The sequence below is a fragment of the Pseudomonas sp. PAMC 25886 genome (assembly GCF_000242655.1).
GTDB lineage: Bacteria > Pseudomonadota > Gammaproteobacteria > Pseudomonadales > Pseudomonadaceae > Aquipseudomonas.
In genome coordinates this window covers 80,304-98,419 of sequence record NZ_AHHC01000069.1, presented here as the reverse complement: position 1 = coordinate 98,419, position 18,116 = coordinate 80,304, and the positions used below count along the sequence as shown (strand labels likewise).

General features: G+C 61.7%; 19 protein-coding genes. 8 read left to right on the top strand and 11 right to left on the bottom strand.

What is annotated here, in order from left to right:
- Positions 1 to 67: 67 nt before the first annotated feature.
- Both MUM_RS0123735 and MUM_RS0123730 read right to left on the bottom strand, forming a co-directional pair.
- On the bottom strand, positions 68 to 1,057 hold the full coding sequence (locus MUM_RS0123735; RefSeq protein WP_010174862.1) for a FecR family protein: 990 nt from the start codon (positions 1,055 to 1,057) through the stop codon (positions 68 to 70).
- A gap of 63 nt (positions 1,058 to 1,120) precedes the next feature.
- Positions 1,121 to 1,642: an RNA polymerase sigma factor gene (locus tag MUM_RS0123730; RefSeq protein WP_003215543.1), complete on the bottom strand. Its 522-nt coding sequence runs from the start codon at positions 1,640 to 1,642 to the stop codon at positions 1,121 to 1,123.
- 204 nt (positions 1,643 to 1,846) lie between these two features.
- Between MUM_RS0123730 and aroQ the strand changes: the two genes are divergently transcribed.
- Positions 1,847 to 2,287 (top strand): type II 3-dehydroquinate dehydratase, encoded by a 441-nt coding sequence (gene aroQ, locus MUM_RS0123725; protein ID WP_010174858.1) that lies wholly within the window; start codon positions 1,847 to 1,849, stop codon positions 2,285 to 2,287.
- Positions 2,284 to 3,144, top strand: coding sequence for a shikimate dehydrogenase (locus MUM_RS0123720; protein WP_177325014.1), 861 nt, complete (start codon positions 2,284 to 2,286; stop codon positions 3,142 to 3,144). Before aroQ ends, MUM_RS0123720 begins: the two co-directional genes overlap by 4 nt.
- Positions 3,145 to 3,269: 125 nt before the next feature.
- On the opposite strand, the gene MUM_RS0123715 is transcribed toward MUM_RS0123720, so the two are convergent.
- Positions 3,270 to 3,935, bottom strand: coding sequence for a TetR/AcrR family transcriptional regulator (locus tag MUM_RS0123715; protein ID WP_010174854.1), 666 nt, complete (start codon positions 3,933 to 3,935; stop codon positions 3,270 to 3,272).
- Positions 3,936 to 4,006: 71 nt separating this feature from the next.
- Entirely contained in the window at positions 4,007 to 5,905 is a 1,899-nt protein-coding gene (gene quiC, locus MUM_RS0123710; protein WP_010174851.1) for a 3-dehydroshikimate dehydratase QuiC, read from the bottom strand.
- Between the two features lie 255 nt (positions 5,906 to 6,160).
- On the opposite strand from quiC, the gene MUM_RS0123705 reads away from it, so the two are divergent.
- Positions 6,161 to 7,495 (top strand): MFS transporter, encoded by a 1,335-nt coding sequence (locus MUM_RS0123705; RefSeq protein WP_010174849.1) that lies wholly within the window; start codon positions 6,161 to 6,163, stop codon positions 7,493 to 7,495.
- A gap of 5 nt (positions 7,496 to 7,500) precedes the next feature.
- Here MUM_RS0123705 and MUM_RS0123700 read toward each other — a convergent pair whose 3' ends face one another.
- Positions 7,501 to 8,379, bottom strand: a complete 879-nt coding sequence (locus MUM_RS0123700) for a DMT family transporter (RefSeq protein ID WP_003215531.1) — start codon at positions 8,377 to 8,379, stop codon at positions 7,501 to 7,503.
- Between the two features lie 186 nt (positions 8,380 to 8,565).
- On the opposite strand from MUM_RS0123700, the gene MUM_RS0123695 reads away from it, so the two are divergent.
- The 3 genes from MUM_RS0123695 (at position 8,566) to MUM_RS0123685 (ending at position 11,090) form a co-directional block, all read left to right on the top strand.
- Entirely contained in the window at positions 8,566 to 8,982 is a 417-nt protein-coding gene (locus MUM_RS0123695; RefSeq protein WP_010174846.1) for a hypothetical protein, read from the top strand.
- 236 nt (positions 8,983 to 9,218) lie between these two features.
- A complete protein-coding gene (gene ypfJ, locus MUM_RS0123690) occupies positions 9,219 to 10,109 on the top strand; it encodes a KPN_02809 family neutral zinc metallopeptidase (RefSeq protein WP_010174845.1) in 891 nt (296 codons plus the stop codon).
- Positions 10,110 to 11,090 (top strand): hypothetical protein, encoded by a 981-nt coding sequence (locus tag MUM_RS0123685; protein WP_010174843.1) that lies wholly within the window; start codon positions 10,110 to 10,112, stop codon positions 11,088 to 11,090.
- A gap of 129 nt (positions 11,091 to 11,219) precedes the next feature.
- Here the strand turns inward: MUM_RS0123685 and MUM_RS0123680 are convergent, their stop codons facing one another.
- The 3 genes from MUM_RS0123680 to MUM_RS0123670 are packed head-to-tail and all read right to left on the bottom strand — an operon-like array spanning position 11,220 to position 13,284.
- The gene (locus MUM_RS0123680) at positions 11,220 to 11,807 is read right to left on the bottom strand and encodes an HAD family hydrolase (RefSeq protein WP_010174842.1); all 588 of its coding nucleotides are present in this window, start codon (positions 11,805 to 11,807) and stop codon (positions 11,220 to 11,222) included.
- Positions 11,804 to 12,673, bottom strand: coding sequence for an acyl-CoA thioesterase II (gene tesB, locus MUM_RS0123675; RefSeq protein WP_010174840.1), 870 nt, complete (start codon positions 12,671 to 12,673; stop codon positions 11,804 to 11,806). The genes MUM_RS0123680 and tesB overlap by 4 nt, the downstream gene beginning before the upstream one ends.
- A 41-nt stretch (positions 12,674 to 12,714) precedes the next feature.
- Positions 12,715 to 13,284, bottom strand: a complete 570-nt coding sequence (locus MUM_RS0123670; RefSeq protein ID WP_010174838.1) for a GNAT family N-acetyltransferase — start codon at positions 13,282 to 13,284, stop codon at positions 12,715 to 12,717.
- 76 nt (positions 13,285 to 13,360) lie between these two features.
- Here MUM_RS0123670 and MUM_RS0123665 point away from each other — a divergent pair, with 76 nt between their 5' ends.
- Positions 13,361 to 14,281: a histone deacetylase family protein gene (locus MUM_RS0123665; RefSeq protein ID WP_010174836.1), complete on the top strand. Its 921-nt coding sequence runs from the start codon at positions 13,361 to 13,363 to the stop codon at positions 14,279 to 14,281.
- 172 nt (positions 14,282 to 14,453) lie between these two features.
- A complete protein-coding gene (locus tag MUM_RS0123660; protein ID WP_010174834.1) occupies positions 14,454 to 15,725 on the top strand; it encodes a TIGR03862 family flavoprotein in 1,272 nt (423 codons plus the stop codon).
- Between the two features lie 3 nt (positions 15,726 to 15,728).
- Here MUM_RS0123660 and MUM_RS0123655 read toward each other — a convergent pair whose 3' ends face one another.
- The 3 genes from MUM_RS0123655 to MUM_RS0123645 all read right to left on the bottom strand — a co-directional run bounded on the left by MUM_RS0123655 (position 15,729) and on the right by MUM_RS0123645 (position 18,092).
- Complete coding sequence (locus MUM_RS0123655; protein WP_141629538.1) at positions 15,729 to 15,995, bottom strand: hypothetical protein; 267 nt, start codon at positions 15,993 to 15,995, stop codon at positions 15,729 to 15,731.
- 10 nt (positions 15,996 to 16,005) lie between these two features.
- On the bottom strand, positions 16,006 to 16,542 hold the full coding sequence (locus MUM_RS0123650; RefSeq protein ID WP_141629537.1) for a hypothetical protein: 537 nt from the start codon (positions 16,540 to 16,542) through the stop codon (positions 16,006 to 16,008).
- Positions 16,543 to 16,760: 218 nt separating this feature from the next.
- Positions 16,761 to 18,092: a DEAD/DEAH box helicase gene (locus MUM_RS0123645; RefSeq protein ID WP_010174828.1), complete on the bottom strand. Its 1,332-nt coding sequence runs from the start codon at positions 18,090 to 18,092 to the stop codon at positions 16,761 to 16,763.
- Positions 18,093 to 18,116 lie beyond the last annotated feature (24 nt).

The window sequence follows — 18,116 nt, the reverse complement described above, 5'->3', positions numbered from 1 at the left end:
GCGTCGGAACTCAGTAAGGTTTTTTTGAAAGTTTTTCGATGGGCGTAAATGGGCCCCGGCGACCCCATCAATAGATCAGGCTCAGCCCCGCCAGATCAAAGCGCTGCACCTGTAATTCTTCGGTCAGGGTGCCGAGGGCCGTGTCGAGCATATCGAGGCGGAACACGCCGCTGACTTCACGGGTGCCGAGGTCGGCATTGGTCAGCACCACCTTGCCCGGCCGGTAGCGGTTGAGCTGCTCGATGACCTTGGCCAGCGGCAAGCGGTCGAAGATCAACACCCCGCGACGCCAACTGGTGGCGCGCTCCAGGTCGAGGTCGTCGAGGGCGACCACGCCGTTCTCGGGGCTGTAGCGCGCAGCCTGGCCTTCCTTGAGCACGGTTTCTTTCTGCGGCACCGCTTGCAGCGTGACGGCCACACTGTGTTGCAACACTCCGACCCAAGCCTGCCGGTCGTCCTCACGCTCGACCACAAACCGCGTGCCCAGGGCGCGGGTTTGCCCGCTGGCGCTCTGCACCACGAACGGCCTTTTTTCCTCACCGGCCATGGGCGCCACATCAAAGATCGCCGAGCCTTTGATCAGGCTGATGCGCCGCTGCACACCGTCAAAATCCAGCTTGATCGCACTCGCAGAATCCAGTTGCACGCTGCTGCCGTCCGCCAGGTGCACGGTGCGCACCTCGCCTTTTTGGGTGAGGTAATCGGCCTGCATCTGCAGCAGCGCCTCAGGCCCGCGCACCCAGCCGACGCCGGCCACCACCAGCAACAGCGCAACACTCGCCGCCATGCGCCACGGCCTGCGCCGACGAGAGCCGCGCACCGGCGCCGCGGTGGCGGGCGGCCGCTGGCGATGCACCGTCTCATCACGATGCACCTCGCCCAGCGCCGCCCACGTCTGCTCGGCAAACCGCAGCGCCGCTTCATGGCGGCTGTCCCTGGCGATCCATTGGCGCAACTCGGCCTGCTCCTGATCAGTCAGGGCGCCGGCGTGCAGGCGCACCGCCCAATCGGCAGCCGCCTCGGTAATGCTGTGCTGTTGCGGACCCGGGCTATTCACGTGTGAATCTCGAATTTTTCGTTATATAACGCTGTGACGTCTGACCCCAGGTTTGTCGGTAATTCATTCGTCGGACGGCCCCGCCTCACCTTCCTGCAAACGCTGCATGACATACGCCAGCGCCTTGGCCAGGTGCTTTTGCACTGAGCTGTCGGAAATGCCCAGGTGGCGCGCGACCTGGGCATGGGTCATGCCCTCGATCCGGTTGAGGCGAAAAATCTGCCGGGTACGCTCCGGCAATTCCGCCAGTGCCTGCTTCAATGCCTGCCGCTGTTGCTGCGCCATCGCCTGAGCCTCCAACCCGGCCATTTCATCTTCAATCTCGGCCAGCGCCTCGTGGGGCACGGAGTCGGTCTTGCGCCGCGCCTCCTGGCGAATATGGTCGATCAGCAGATTACCGGCCGTGCGATAGAGATAGCCCTGGGAGTTGTCGATGCGCTCGCCGGCCGGCTTTTGCGCCAGGCGCAGGAAGCTCTCCTGCACCAGGTCTGCGGCCAACTGCGGGTCCCGTACCTTGCGCGCGAGATACCCGCGCAGGGTATCGGCGTGCTTGAGAAACAGGCCTTTGAGATCCACGTCCGACAAACCGACTCCCTGGAATGTAGAGGAAACAGGCGGGCATCTTAAGCGTTGTCGAGAATGATTTTCAATTGATATCAGCTCTGATCTGCACAATGGCGGTTTTCATTCTGCGTTCGGTAATCGAACGGTTCCCACCCCGGCGATTGACCAAATTAACCATTCAGTACATTTTATCCGCAGACATAAAAACAACAGTGGAGATCCCTCATGCCCCCTATCGTGCTGGTGCTCAACGGCCCCAATCTCAACCTGCTCGGCACCCGCGAGCCCGCCACTTATGGCCATGAAACCCTGGCCGACCTTGCCGCCCTGTGTGGCCGCAGCGCCGAGCAACTGGGACTGAAAGTCGAATTTCGCCAGACCAATCGCGAAGGCGAATTGCTGGACTGGATCCACGGCGCCCGCGCCCGTTGCGCCGGGATTGTGATCAACCCGGCAGCCTGGACCCACACCTCGGTAGCGATCCGCGACGCGCTGGTGGCCAGTGAAGTACCGGTGATCGAAGTGCATTTGTCCAACGTGCATGCCCGGGAAGCGTTCCGTCATCACTCCTTTGTGTCGCCGATTGCAAAGGCGGTACTCGCTGGCTTTGGCAGCCATGGTTATCACCTGGCCCTCGAACACTTCAGCAAGACCTTGAAGGGATGAACCCGGTGTCCAGACGTCGAATTCTCGCCGGCCTGATCGGCGCCGGCATCCAGGCCTCCCGCACGCCGGCCCTGCATGAGCACGAGGGCGATGCCCAGGGCCTGCGGTACCTGTATCGCCTGATCGACCTCGACCAGTTGCAGGTGGATACCCGCGCCCTGCCCGACCTGTTGATGGCGGCCGAGCAGATGAACTTCACTGGCTTGAACATCACCTACCCGTGCAAACAGGCGATCCTGCCGTTGCTGGATGACCTGTCACCCGAAGCACGAGGCATCGGCGCGGTGAACACCGTGGTGTTCCGCAACGGTGAACGCATCGGCCACAACACCGACTGCCTGGGTTTTGCCGAAGGCTTTCGCCGCGGCTTGAATGACGTGGCACGCAGGCACGTGGTGCAGATGGGCGCGGGCGGTGCCGGTGCGGCAGTAGCCCATGCGCTGCTGGGCGAAGGCGTGGAACGCTTGAGTATTTTCGACATGGACGCCGAGCGCGCCCGGAGCCTGGCGGACAACCTCAACCAGCATTTCGGTGCCGGCCGGGCCCAGGCGGGCAATGACCTGGAAAGCGCCATGGCCGAGGCCGACGGCCTGGTGAACACCACACCGATGGGCATGGCCAAGCTGCCCGGCATGCCGGTGCCGCCGCACACTTTGCGCGCTGATTTGTGGGTGGCAGAGATTGTGTATTTCCCGCTGGAAACCGAACTGCTGCGCAACGCCCGCGCCCTGGGTTGCCGCACGCTGGATGGCGGCAACATGGCGGTGTTTCAGGCGGTGAAGGCGTTTGAGTTGTTCAGCGGAGAAGTGGCGGATGCAGAGCGCATGCTCGCGCACTTCCAGAGCATGAACATCTAACTGTCGAAACCGAATCAAAATGTGGGAGCTGGCTTGCCTGCGATGCAAGCACCTCGGTACTTCAGACAAACCGAGTTGATCCTATCGCGGGCAAGCCCGGCTCCCACATTTGCTCGGTGTTGAACTCAGGCCTGCAGGTAGCGCAACACCGACTCGCAGATCATCGCCCGATGCCGCTGCTTGACCGCCTCGTCCGACAACTCGATCTGAAAGATCTCGCTGAAGGTGTGGCGGTTGGACACCCGGTAAAAGCTGAACGAGTTGATCAGCAAGTGCACGTCCAGCGGCTCCAGCCCTTCACGGAACAGCCCCAGTTCGGCGCCCCGGCGCAACGTGGTGCCGAGGGCTTCGAGGATGTTGCTGTTCATCGCCTTGATCGACGTCGACTGCTTTACATACTCGGCGTTGTGGATGTTCTCGATGCTCACAATCCGCACAAAATCCACGTTCTGATCATGGTGATCAAAGGTGAATTCCACCAGCCGACGGATCGCTTCCCGGGGCTCCAGGGCCGTCAGGTTCATCCGGGTTTCGGTGTTGCGAATGTCGCCGTAGAGCTTCTCCAGCACCTCGACGTAGAGCTGCTCCTTGCTGCCGAAGTAGTAATAAATCATGCGCTTGGAGGTCTGGATACGCTCCGCGATCGCGTCCACCCGGGCGCCGGAAAGGCCCTGGGTGACAAACTCGACGATGGCTTCCTGGAGGATGTTCTCGCGGGTCTTTTCCGGGTTGTTCTTGCGACTCTTGCGCGGCGCGGCGGCCGCGGCGGGAAGCTCGGAAGTCAGGGTCATGGTGCGCTCACGGCCTTAGGTGCAGGCGGTGATTATGGGCCGCCGCGCACGCCGAAGGAAGCGCCGGCACCTTACAGCCTGGCCTGGCGCGCCGCACCGCTGCGGGACTTGGCCATGGCCGCCAGGCGCACCGCCACGTTGGCCGCGCCGTAACCGGCGTAACCGTTCTTGCGCTGGATGATCTCGAAGAAAAACCGGCCTTCGAACGGCTCGGTGTACACGTGAAACAGCTCACCGCCCTGGGCGTCGCGGTCGTACAGCACGTTGTAGTACGCGAGCTGGCTGAGGAACTCGTCATCGAAGTCAAACCGCGCCGCCAGGTCATCGTAGTAGTTCAGCGGGATATCCAGCAGCGGCACGCCGGCATCCTTGGCCCGGCTGACCTCGGCGAAAATGTCCGCGCAGTCGAAGGCAATGTGGTGCACACCCGAGCCGCGATAGCTCGACAGCGCGTGGGAAATCGCGGTGTTGCGGTTCTCTGAAATATTCAGCGGCAGGCGAATCGAGCTGCAACGGCTGCGCAGTGCGCGGCTTTTCACAAGGCCGTACGGGTCGGGCAGTACCACTTCGTCATCGGCTTCGAAATCCAGCAGGCTCTTGTAGAACAGCACCCAACTGTCGAGGCTGTCGGCGGGCAACGCCATGGCCATGTGGTCGATGCGCAGCAGTCCGCCGCTGGCAGCGCTCGCCGGTTGCAGGTTGAAATCGGTGTCGTAGAGGCCACCTTCGTTCTGGTCTACCAGGTAGATCAGGCTGCCATCCGGTGCACGCACCGCCGCCAGCTCCAGCTCATTGGGGCCGACCAGGCCGCGATACGGCTGGCCCTTGTAGGCCACCGCCCGCTCCAGGGCCTTGGCGCTGTCTTTCACGCGGATCGCCGTGGCGCACAACGACGGGCCATGGGCCTCGAAAAAATTATGGGCGAAGGAATAGGGTTCACAGTTGAGGATCAGGTTGATATCACCCTGGCGCAGCAGGCTGACGCTCTTGGAGCGATGCTGCCCGGCCTTGACGAAGCCCAGGCGCTCCAGCCATGAGGTGAGCTTGGCGCCGAGGTTTTCATCCACAGCGAATTCGAGGAATTCAATGCCGTCGTATTCGCTGGCGGCGGGGGTTTGAAACAATATCTCGGGGACCGGTTTGGCTTCCTCGGCCAGCCGCTGGCGGGTCTTCTCTTCGAGATACAGCAGCGAGCGCAGGCCGTCGGCGGCATTCGCCCGGGTCGGTGCGGCGCGGAAGCCGTCGTTGAAGATTTCCAACGACAACGGCCCGGTGTAGCCGCTCTTGATGATCGGGGCCAGGAAGCCTGCCAGGTCGAATTCGCCCTGGCCGGGGAAGCAGCGAAAATGCCGGCTCCATTCCAGTACGTCCATCGCCAGGATCGGCGCGTCGGCCATCTGCACAAAGAAAATCTTGTCGCCGGGGATCTCGGCGATGGCACTCGGGTCGCCCTTGAGGGACAGCGTGTGGAAGCTGTCGAGCAACACGCCGAGGCTCGGGTGATCGATCTTGCGCACCAGGTTCCACACCTGTTGCCAGGTGTTCACATGCCGTCCCCACGCCAGCGCTTCGTAGCCAATGCGCAGGCCACGGCGGCCGGCGTGTTCGGCCAGCAGGCTCAAGTCATCCAGCAGAATGCTTTCATCGCCGACGGCATCGGCTGACGCGTTACTGCACACCAACACCAGGTCGGTGCCCAACTCCTGCATCAAATCGAACTTGCGCTCGGCCCGCTCCAGGTTGCGCGCCAGGCGGTCGCGGCGGCAGCCTTCAAAATCCCGGAACGGCTGGAACAGGGTGATGGCAATGCCGAGGTCGGCGCACATTTGTCTAACTTCACGCGGACTGCCGTCGTAATACAGCAGATCGTTTTCAAAGATTTCCACGCCATCAAACCCGGCCGCCGCGATGGCTTCGAGTTTTTCCGGCAGGGTTCCGCTCAAGGAAACGGTGGCGATGGAGCGTTGCATGGGGCGACTCCCGGCATTGAGGCATGTCTTGTTTACGGCAAATTATTGGCCGCTAAACTCATCACAGCAATTGAAATGTACGAACCGGTTAGTTTTATGGGCGATTATCGAACAGAATGGCAATCAGCGAATTGACGATTTTTTAGCCACTGCGCACCATCGACAGCACATTGAGTCCCGCTCCTGTTGAGCGGCCTCGGTTAACCAAGACCCTGAACACACCATAAAAATTTCAAAAAAAACGGGTACTTCCTCATGCCTTCGCAAACTCCCGCCGTGGCCGTGCGCCACAGCAATCCCCATAGCGGCATCGGCGACAAAATCCGTGGCGCCATGGCTGTCGGTAAAACCCGCTGGGGCATGCTGGCCCTGGTGTTTTTCGCCACCACCCTGAACTACATCGACCGCGCCGCCCTTGGCGTGATGCAGCCGATCCTGGCCAAGGAAATGAGCTGGACGGCGATGGACTACGCCAACATCAACTTCTGGTTCCAGGTGGGTTACGCCATCGGCTTTGTGCTGCAAGGCCGGCTGATCGACCGGGTCGGCGTCAAGCGCGTGTTCTTCTGCGCGGTGCTGCTGTGGAGCCTGGCCACCGGCGCCCACGGCCTGGCCACCTCGGCAGTGGGCTTTATGGTGTGCCGGTTTATTCTCGGGCTCACCGAGGCCGCCAACTACCCGGCCTGCGTCAAGACCACCCGCCTGTGGTTCCCCGCCGGCGAGCGTGCGGTGGCGACCGGGATCTTCAACGCCGGCACCAACGTCGGCGCAATGATGACGCCGATGCTGCTGCCACTGATCCTCCACGTGTGGGGCTGGCAGGCCGCGTTCCTGTGCATGTCGGCACTGGGCGGCATCTGGCTGGTGTTCTGGGGTTTGAAGTACTACAACCCAGAAGACCATCCGAGCGTGAAGCAATCGGAACTGGACTACGTGCAGCAGGAAGTCGAGCCGGAACAACCCCGCGTGCCGTTCAGCCGAATCCTGCGCATGCGCGGTACCTGGGCCTTCGCCCTCGCCTACTCGATGACCGCGCCGGTGTTCTGGTTCTACCTGTACTGGCTGCCGCCGTTCCTGAATCAGCAATACAACCTGGGCATCAACGTGACCCAGATGGGCATCCCGCTGATCATCATTTACCTGACGGCGGACTTCGGCAGCATTGGCGGCGGGATTCTGTCTTCGTTCCTGATTGGCCGCGGGATGAATCCGATCAAGGCGCGGCTGTTGTCGATGCTGCTGTTCGCCTGCTGCATCGTCGGCGTCATCATGGCCGCCGGTTCCAGCCAACTGTGGGTCGCGGTGTTTGCCATCTCCTTGGCCATCGGCGCGCACCAGGCCTGGACCGCCAATATCTGGAGCCTGGTGATGGACTACACGCCCAAGCACATGATGAGTACGGTGTTCGGTTTTGGCGGCATGTGCGCGGCCATCGGCGGGATGTTCATGACCCAGATCGTCGGCCATATCCTGACCGTGACCAACAACAACTACACCGTGCTGTTCACCCTGATTCCGGCGATGTACTTCATCGCGCTGGTCTGGATGTACTTCATGGCGCCACGCAAGATTCCGACCGTCGAGGTCTGAGTTTCCTACCTGCGCCGCTGCTGCCAGGCAGCGGCCAACCCGCTCAGGCAAATCACCCCGATCCCGACCACGGTGGTCAGGTCCGGGGTGTGATTGAACACCAGCCAGCCCAACAACCCCGCAAACACGATCTGGCAATAGCCGAACGGTGCCAGCAGCGCTGGCGCCGCGAAGCGGAAGGCCTGGGTCAGCATCAAGTGTGCGGTCATCCCGCAGGTGCCCAGCGCCAGCATCAACACCCCGTGCCACAGGCTCGGCACCTGCCAGAAGAACGGTACCAGTGCACTCATCACCAGGGTGTTGCACAGCCCGGCGAAGAAGTTGCTGGTGGTGGGTGTGTCGTACTTGCTGAGGATGCGCGTGAGCAGCTGGTAGAAGCAGAAGAACAGTGCGGAGGTCAGCGGCAACAACACCGCCGGCGTAAACAGCTCACCGCCCGGATGCACGATGATCAGCACCCCGATAAACCCGCAAATCACCGCCAGCCATTGGCCGCGGGTCACGTGCTCGCCCAGCAGCGGCACCGACAACGCGGTGACCAGAATCGGCGCAAGAAAGTTGACCGCCGTGGCCTCGGCCAACGGGATAAAGTGCAGCGCCGCCGTAAAGAACAGGCTGGTGCCCAGCAGGCACAAGGCCCGCGCCACCTGCAGCAACGGCCGCTTGCTGCGCAGCACCCGCAGGCCCGATTGCGGCAGGAAGATCCCGGCCATCAACAGCGTGTGCACCAGGTAACGGGCCCACACCACCATCACGATCGGGTAAAACCCGGCCAGGTATTTGGACAGCGCGTCGTGGCTGGAAAACAGAAAAGTCGCCACCACAATCAGCAAAATGCCTTTGAGCGGGTGGTTGACGCCGGAAAGTGGGGTACTGAGGGTCATTGCATTCTCTTGAGTGGCAGGCTGAAATGACCGCCGCATACCGCGGCATAATCTAGAACGGGTGACGCGCCTCGCTCAAGAGCATAACCAAACACTGTTCGAACAGCGCACTAAATTGCGCTTTTCCAGTCCAACGCTCCACGCCCACCCGCCCATTGCGCGTTTTTTAACCAAGGCCTTCTCACCATGAAAAAAACCCTGTTGATGCTTTCGACCCTGGCGCTGCTCAGCGCCTGCGATAAACAAGCCGAGACGGCTAAAGCGCCTGCTCCGCCGTCGGTTCAAGCAACGCTGGTGCCGGAAGTGCTGCCCACCGACAAATGGGTCGGCAAGTGGATGGGCGTCGAAGGCCTCAACCTGACCATCGCCAAGGACGACAGCATCGGCCGTGGCCACTATGTACTGACCATGAAATACGGCCTGGATGACGATGACTCCGGCACCTTCAAGGGCCAGGCGTCTGAAGACGGCATCACCTTTGAACGCCCGGACGGCCCGCAGATCCTGAGCGCCGGTGACGGCGAAGCCACGGGCCTCAAATGGCTGGCCGACAAGAAGGACTGCCTGATCGTCGACACCGGCGAAGGTTATTGCCGCGACTGACACCAACAACTTCCCGCCGGACACCCATCACCTGTGGCGAGCGGGCTTGCCCCGCGTTGGGCTGCGCAGCAGCCCCATAACAGGCCAGGGTGTTCTTTTTGGAGGAATTCGGTGTTCTTATTGGGGCTGCTGCGCAGCCCAACGGGGGACAAGCCCCCTCGCCACCGACAGCCGGACTGGCGCCAACCCTACACACCAACAACACTGAGCTGCAGGTTCAACAAGAGGATTGCCACATGCTATGGAAAAAAGGCCGACGCAGCGACAACGTGGTGGACGCCCGCGATGACAGTGGCGGCGGTGGCGCAGGCATGCGCTTTGGTGGCGGCAAGGGCCTGAGCCTGACGGCGATCGTGCTGATCGTCGGCATCGGCTGGCTGACCGGCCAGGACCCGATGCAGATCCTCGGGCAACTCAGCGGCCAGCTCACCGAGCAAGCGCCCTCCGTCAGCCCGCAAACCCGCCAAGCGCCGCCGGCCAATGATGAACAGGCTGACTTCGTGCGCGCCGTGCTCGGTGACACCGAAGACACCTGGGCCCAGGTGTTCCAGGAGAACGGCCTGACCTACAAGAACCCCAAGTTGATCCTGTTCCGTGGCCGGGTGAACTCCGCCTGCGGTGGCGCCACGTCCGCCAGCGGGCCGTTCTATTGCCCGGCAGACCAACAGGTATACCTGGACCTGGATTTTTTCCGGGAAATGTCCCAGCGCTTCAAGGCCGCTGGTGATTTCGCCCAGGCCTACGTGATCGCGCATGAAGTCGGACACCACGTTCAGACGCTGCTGGGCATCTCCGCGAAGATTCAGGCAGCCCGCCAGCAAGGCCGGCAGATGCAAGGTGACGGCGGCCTGTTGGTACGCCAGGAACTGCAAGCCGACTGCTTCGCCGGGGTGTGGGCCAACCGCGCACAAAAGCGCCTGAACTGGCTGGAGCCTGGCGATATTGAAGAAGCACTGAATGCGGCCAACGCCATTGGCGATGACCGCTTGCAGCAACAGGGCCAGGGCCGTGTAGTGCCTGACTCATTTACCCACGGCACCTCGGCACAGCGGGTTCGCTGGTTCAAGACCGGCTTCGCCCAGGGCCAGATCACTCAATGCGATACCTTTACCGCCAAGAGCCTTTAAATGAATAAACGACTGGGTCTGCTGTTAGGTTTGTTGATCACCTGTTCTTCCTCCTCCTGGGCCGCCGAGCATGGCGTCAAGGAGGTCAGTCCCGATCGTTTCCACCTGGATGCCGGCGACCTCAGCGTCGGCTTGAGCCAGGACTGGCGCCAGCCACTGCCTCAAGTCACCCGCGCGCTGATCATCGTGCATGGCCGTTTGCGCAACGCGATGACCTACCTGGACAGCGGCGAAAAAGCCGCCGAAGCCGCAGGACAAAACGCCAACACCCTGGTGATTGCGCCGCAGTTCCTCAACCAGACCGACCTCAAGCGCAACCAGATCGACAGCCAGACCCTGCGCTGGAACAGCAATGACTGGATGGCCGGCGAGCCGTCCACCGGCCCGGGCCAGATCAGCTCCTATGGCGCCCTGGACCAGATCATCAAGCACCTGGGCAACCGCAAGCTGTTTCCGAACCTGAAGGAAATCGTGGTGGCCGGCCATTCCGGCGGCGGCCAGGTGGTGCAGCGTTTTGCCCTGACCGGGCATGATCACCCGCTGCTGCAAACCGAAGGCATCAGCTTGCGCTATGTAGTGGCCAACCCGTCGTCCTACGCGTACTTCAGCCCGCAGCGTCCGGTGAAGTTCGATGTGTCCAGTTGCCCTGATTTCAATGACTGGAAATACGGCATGCAAAACCTGCCGGCCTACGCCAAGGGGCAAAGTGCCGAGCAGCTTGAGCAGGCGTATGTGTCGCGCAATGTGACTTACCTGCTGGGCCAGCAGGACACCGACCCGAATCACCCGGCGCTCGACAAGAGCTGCGGGGCTGAAACCCAGGGTGCGTATCGCCTGATTCGCGGGCACAACTATTTTGACTACCTCAAGCAGCGGCACCCGCAGTTAGGCCACAAGTTGGTTGAAGTACCGGGCGTTGGGCATAACGGGGACAAGATGTTTACCTCGCCTGAAGGGCAGAAGGTGCTGTTCTCCCAATAACTGACGAAACCGGATCAAAAATGTGGGAGCTGGCTTGCCTGCGATGGCATGCGCTGGGTGTTACTGATACACCGCAGTGTCTGCATCGCAGGTAAGCCAGCTCCCACATTTGATCTTCATTGCCTGGGGTTAGAGCATCCGGCGCAGTACCGCGCAATCTTCGGCATGCCAATCCGCGAGTTCCGGCCACGGGTTATCCGGCAGATTGACCAGCACAGTCTTCGTGCCCGCCGCCCGCCCGCAATCCAGGTCAAACCGGTAATCACCGACCATCACCATCGCTTGCGGCGCCACTTCCCACGCTTGCGCCAGCTTCAACAAACCACCCGGATCAGGCTTTGGCGGCGCATCATCACGCCCCAACACATCCTCGACCGCAAAGCAGTCGGCCAAACCAATCGCCTGCAATGTCACATGGGCCAGCTCCCGCGCATTGCGCGTCAGGATGCCCAGGCGATAACCCCGCCCGGCCAACTCCCGCACCAACTCCACCGCACCGGTCGCCGCCACCGAACCCAGCGCCAACTCACGCTCGTGCTCCAGCAACCACGCGTGCTTGGCCGCGGCTTCATCGGCAGGCAACGCCGCCAGGTGGGTCAGAATGTCGTCGGTCGCCGGAATACCCAGCGCCACGCGAATCGCCGCAAAGTCATGCACGGCCACCGTCAGGGTGCCGTCCATGTCGAACACCCAGTGCTTCACATCAGCCAGGCTCATGCCCAGTCCTTGCGATGACGAATCAAGCCTTCCTGCGTAACCGACGCCACCAATTGCCCGGCGCGGTTGTACACGCTGCCCCGGGAGAACCCACGGGAATTGCCGGCCCACGGGCTGTCCATGGCGTAGAGCAACCAGTCATCGGCACGCAGGTCGGCGTGGAACCACAGCGCGTGGTCGAGGCTGGCGACTTGCATGTCTTTCTGCCACACGGTCTTGCCATGGGGCAGCAGCGAGGTGGTCAGCAAGCCGAAGTCAGAGGCGTAGGCCAGCAGGTATTTGTGCAGTGCCGGCGAGTCGGCCAGGGCGCCGTCCGCGCGAAACCACACGTACTTGACCGGGTCGGACGGCTGCGGGTTGTAGGGGTCTTTCTCGGTGACCGGGCGCACTTCGATCGGCTTGGGACACAGCAGCTTTTCGCGCATGTGCTCAGGGATCAGGTGCGCGCGCTGTTGGGTCAGCTCCAGCTCCGACGGCAGGTTCTCCGGGCCGACCACCACCGGCATGGTGGTCTGGTGCTCGAAACCTTCTTCGTCGTACTGGAACGAGGCGCTGCAGGTGAAGATCGGATTGCCCTTCTGGATCGCCGTCACCCGGCGCGTGCTGAAACTGCCGCCATCGCGCACCCGGTCCACCGAATACACCACCGGCAACGCCGCATCGCCGGGACGCAGGAAGTAACCGTGCAACGAATGCACATGCCGCGTCTCCTCAACGGTCTGGCTGGCCGCCGACAGCGACTGGCCCAATACCTGGCCGCCGAACAGTTGGCGAAAGCCCAGGTCCTGGCTGCGGCCGCGAAACAGGTTTTCCTCGATCGGCTCCAGGGTCAGCAGGTCCACCAGATCTTCCAACACTTGGCTCATAGAGCATCTCCTACAACAATCTATTGGGCATTCCGGGCTGCTTATCCGTGCAGCGTGTCCAACCATTGGGCGCGGGTGATGCGATACAACACATGATGCCGCACCGGGTCATCCGCTGCGACCTTGGGGTGCTCAAAATCTGCCAGGGGATCGTAATGCATACCGATGGCCTGCATGACTTTTTGTGATGGCAGATTGGCTTCAGTGGTAAACGAGACAATTTCGTCCAGCTTCAGCCGGTCGAAACCGCAGCGCAGGGCGGTCCAGGCGGCTTCACTGGCATAGCCCAGGCCCCAATGCTCCCTGGCCAGGCGCCAGCCAATTTCCACCGCCGGGGTGAACGGGGCGTCGAAGCTCACATTCAACAACCCGGTGAGGCCGATGAATTCGCCGCTGTCCTTGCGCTGCAAGGCCCACAGGCCAAACCCGTACTCGGCGAAATGGCCGCGAATGCGCCCGATCAGCGCGGCGCTTTCCAGGCGACTCAAAGTGGCCGGGAAATACCGCATCACCTGCGGGTCGGCGCACATGCGCGCAAACTCCGGCAAGTCGGCATCGCTCCATTGGCGCAGCACCAGGCGTGCGCTCTCCAATTCCAGTATCGGCTCCATTGGTCCCCCTCCCTTGCCATGTGCGTGAGTGTAACGCGCTGTTAAGATCCTTCGCTGGTTCCCGTCAGAAATCGCCATGCCTTTGCCATTGATCTACCACGACGACTACAGCCCCGAGTTCCCGGCGGACCACCGCTTCCCCATGGATAAATTCCGCCTGCTGCGTGACCACCTGGTGGAGAGCGGCCTGACCCGGGACAGCCAGCTGCTGCGCCCGGAACTGTGCCCCGCCGAGATTCTGGCCCTGGCCCATGAACCTGGGTATATCGAACGCTATATGAGCGGCGAGTTGTCCCGCGAAGACCAGCGGCGCCTCGGCCTGCCCTGGAGCGAAGCGCTGGCCCGGCGCACCGTGCGCGCAGTGGGCGGCTCGTTGCTGGCCGCCGAGCAGGCGCTGGAACACGGCCTGGCCTGTCACCTGGCCGGCGGCACCCATCACGCCCACTACGATTACCCGGCGGGGTTCTGCATCTTCAACGACCTGGCGGTGATCAGCCATTACCTGCTGGCCAGCGGGCGGGTCAACCGGGTGCTGATCTTCGACTGCGACGTTCACCAGGGCGACGGCACCGCGCGCATCCTGCACGACACCCCGGACGCGATCACCGTGTCCCTGCACTGCGAAAAGAACTTCCCCGCGCGCAAGGCCGAAAGCGACTGGGACATCCCGCTGCCCATGGGCATGGGCGACGAGGATTACCTCAAGGTCGTCGACGATGCCCTCAACTACCTGCTGCCGCTGTATCAGCCCGACCTGGTGCTGTACGACGCCGGCGTGGATGTGCACAAGGACGACGCCCTCGGCTACCTCAAGCTGACAGACGAAGGCGTCGCCGCCCGCGATGAAAGCGTGATGCGCCACTGCCTGGGCCGCGATATTCCGGTGGTCGGGGTGATCGGCGGCGGCTACAGCAAGGACCGCCCTGCCCTGGCCCGTCGCCACGGGATTCTGCACCACAGTGCGCAGCGCGTCTGGACGTCATCAGGCTGTCATTGAGTTATGCACGTTACCCACAATCGCTGTGGAACTGCCTGTGGATAACCTGAGTGGAAACCTCTGCAAGCCATACGCCGCATGGCCTGCAGAACACTGTACGTTTTTTGATCAGGCAGCATGAGCATCCTCGGGTAGAATGCTCGGCCTACTTTGCCGAACCGCAGTTATCCCCATGTCCCAGACTCAAACCCCACCTCAACACGTCATCATCATCGGCGGTGGCCCGGCCGGGCTGATGGCCGCCGAAGTGTTGAGCCGGGCCGGCGTGCGCGTCGACCTGTACGACGGCATGCCGTCGGTGGGTCGCAAATTCCTGCTGGCGGGCGTTGGCGGCATGAACATCACCCATTCCGAGGCTTACCCGGCGTTCCTGTCGCGCTACGCCGAGCGGGCGCCGTTTATGGCGCCGTTGCTGCGTGAGTTCGGAGCCGAAGCGTTGTGCGAATGGATACACGGGCTGGGGATTGAAACCTTTGTCGGCAGTTCCGGCCGGGTGTTTCCGACCGACATGAAAGCCGCCCCGCTGCTGCGCGCCTGGCTCAAGCGCCTGCGGGACCAGGGCGTGGTTATCCACACCCGGCATCGCTGGCTGGGCTGGACCGCCGACGGCGGCTTACTTATCCACAGCCCGGACGGCGAAAAAACGGTCCACAGCGACGCCGTGCTGTTGGCTTTGGGTGGCGGCAGTTGGTCGCGACTGGGCTCCGACGGTGCCTGGCTCACGTTGCTGGAAGACAAGGGCGTGCCGTACACCCCGCTGCAACCGAGCAATTGCGGCTTCGAGGTGCCGGCCTGGAGCGACCTGATGGTCAGCAAATTCGCCGGTGCACCGTTGAAAAACGTCGCCATCGGGTTGGCAGACGACAAGCCCCGATTGGGCGAATGCGTGGTCACCGCCACAGGTATCGAGGGCAGCCTGATCTATGCGCTGTCGGCGCCGATTCGCGAGGCCATCAATCGCGATGGATCGGCCACCGTGCATCTCGACCTGCTGCCGAGCAAGCCACTGGACAAGGTGATTGCGGCGCTGAGCAAGCCGCGAGGGTCACGCTCGATGAGCAAACATTTGCACAGCCAGTTGGGGTTGGATGGGGTGAAGGCCGCTCTGTTGCGCGAATTGGCACCGGCGGAGCACTTCAATGATCCCGCGCAATTGGCAGTCGATATCAAGGCGCTGCCACTGACGCTGGTGAAAACCCGGCCGATGGATGAGGCCATCAGTACCGCCGGCGGTGTGCCGTTTGAGGCGCTGGATGAGCGGCTGATGCTCAAGCAACTACCCGGCGTATTTTGCGCAGGCGAAATGCTGGATTGGGAGGCGCCTACCGGCGGGTATTTGCTGACCGGGTGTTTTGCCAGCGGGCGAGTGGCGGGGCAAGGCATTTTGGCGGCGCTGAAAGTTGCAGAGGGGCAGCCCCTTCGCCAAGGGATGCACCCTCTCTGAGCGTTACAGCAGTTGTTTTCTCAAGCCACCGTGAACATACCGCTGATTGGCCTTCGGGCACCCTTGCAGGTCAATCACCATCGTTCGCACACGCTGCTGAAACGCCTGCAAAGCGTCGAGCACCTGGTCATCCACCGGAAGCCGCTGTACGGCACTTGGCGCGCAATGCTCACCGGATGAATGACCGGTCTCCAGCGCCTCCAGCTCGAACTCCTCAAACTCGTCACTTCCCGTCAAAGCACGTCCCTCCGGTTCTTCTGGAGTCTCCACACCCAACCCGTCAATTTTGCTTTAGACCCTGTTTATGAACCTGGTAATTAACACCAAACGAATCTTCCACCACCTTGAGGTGTGGAGCCCCGGCCCCCAGTAGTTTTTCCAAATCACCCAGGTATTTCTCCTGGACGTAATAAAGTGCAACACCACTGTCGTCATACCCGGCCTCGCCGGCATCTTTTTTGTACGCTTCCTTCAAGTTGCGGTATTGCTGCTCAGCCGTCTCCTTGATTGTATTAAGCGTCTCTTCCAGGCCCTGTTTGGTTCCCGGCGATAACTCGAAGTTATTCTTCATATGCTCCACATACTCCTTGCCAGCCCGATAGGCTGGATAAAGAGTACCCGCCGTTATCAGCTCGTTCGCCTTGTCCAGTAAGCGACTCGCGGTTTCTTTTATTTTGGCGTCGGCCTCCGCCTTGCTCTTCCTGGATTCGTTGACGCCAATACCGACACCCGTAACGACCAACCCACCTATTATCGCCGCCGCGAACGGCACCAAAAAAACAGCCATATGTGCTCTCCACTTAAAGTCGATATTCATAAGTCAGTCCACTGACTTAATCATAGTGACCCGTGGCGGCCTTCAGTTCCGGTCGAACACAACTTTCAACCAGACAAAGTATGTCCGAGCGAGAACAAGGTAATCATTCAGGATGAGATACCCTAACTATCAGTTGCACACTATTCGATATGTTAAACATGAGCGGGATTGCCCCGCCCATCTCATTCGCCGACCGTCTATTTTATAGACCCGGACACTTATTTTTTCTTGCGCGGCCCGGTGTTAAACGCAGGCACCTTGCGCACTGGCTTGATCGACGGCTCCGCCACCGACACTTCACCACTTTCCACCCACTTGCCCAGGTTGCGCTTGCCGCCACCGGATGCCTTGGGTTTCTTCGGCTTTTTCGGCTTCTTCACCACCTGGCCGCTGGCATCGGTGTCCGGCACGCGATGCTCAGGCTCGAAGTCCTGCTCCATCTTGCGGGTCAACGTCTGACGGGTCAGCATCTCAATGGCCGACAGCATGTTCACTTCATCGGCACACACCAGGGAAATCGCCTCACCGGTGTTGCCCGCACGACCGGTACGGCCGATGCGGTGGATGTAGTCCTCGGCCACGATCGGCAGGTCAAAGTTGACCACCAGCGGCAAGTCTTCGATGTCCAGGCCACGGGCCGCCACGTCGGTAGCCACCAGGATCTGCACGTCGCTGCTCTTGAAGCGATCCAGCGCACGCTGGCGCGTGGCTTGTGGCTTGTCGCCGTGAATCCCGTCGGCATTGATGCCCAGGCCCTGGAGTTTTTCCACCAGCGCGTCCACACCGTTACGGGTCTTGGCGAACACCAGCACCTGCTTCCAGCGACCCTTGCGCATCAGGTGCACAAACAGCTCGGCCTTGCGCTTCTTGTCCACCGGCACCACCCATTGCTTGACGGTGTTGGCGGCAACGTTGCGCGGGCTGACTTCGACGGTCAGCGGGTCGTTGAGCATCTGCCCGGCCAACTGGCGGATCTCGTCGGAGAAGGTCGCGGAGAACAGCAGGGTCTGGCGTTTTTTCGGCAACATGCGGTAGATGTTCGCCAGTTCTTCGGAGAAGCCCAGGTCGAGCATGCGGTCGGCTTCGTCCAGCACCAGGGTTTGCAGCTGATTGAGTTTCAGCGCGTTCTGGCGGAACAGGTCGATCAGGCGGCCAGGCGTGGCCACCAGCACATCGACACCTTTGCGCAGCTTCATCATCTGCGGGTTGATGCTCACGCCGCCGTACACGGCGTAAGTGGTCAGCGGCAGGTTTTGCGCGTACTCGGCGACGCTGGCGTGAACCTGTTCGGCGAGTTCGCGGGTCGGGCACAGGATCAGCGCGCGTACCGAGTTGGCGCTGACTTTCGGCCCTTCCATGGTCAGCAGTTGCAGCAGCGGCACGGCGAAACCGGCGGTTTTGCCGGTGCCGGTCTGGGCCGCAGCCATCAGGTCGCGACCGGCCAGCACCGCCGGAATGGCTTGCGCCTGCACCGGCGTCGGGGTCTGGTAGCCAAGCGTCTCAAGAGCGCGCAGCAAGGGTTCGATCAGGCCAAGTGTGGCGAAAGTCATGGAAATACCGTAGGAAAAAGTCAG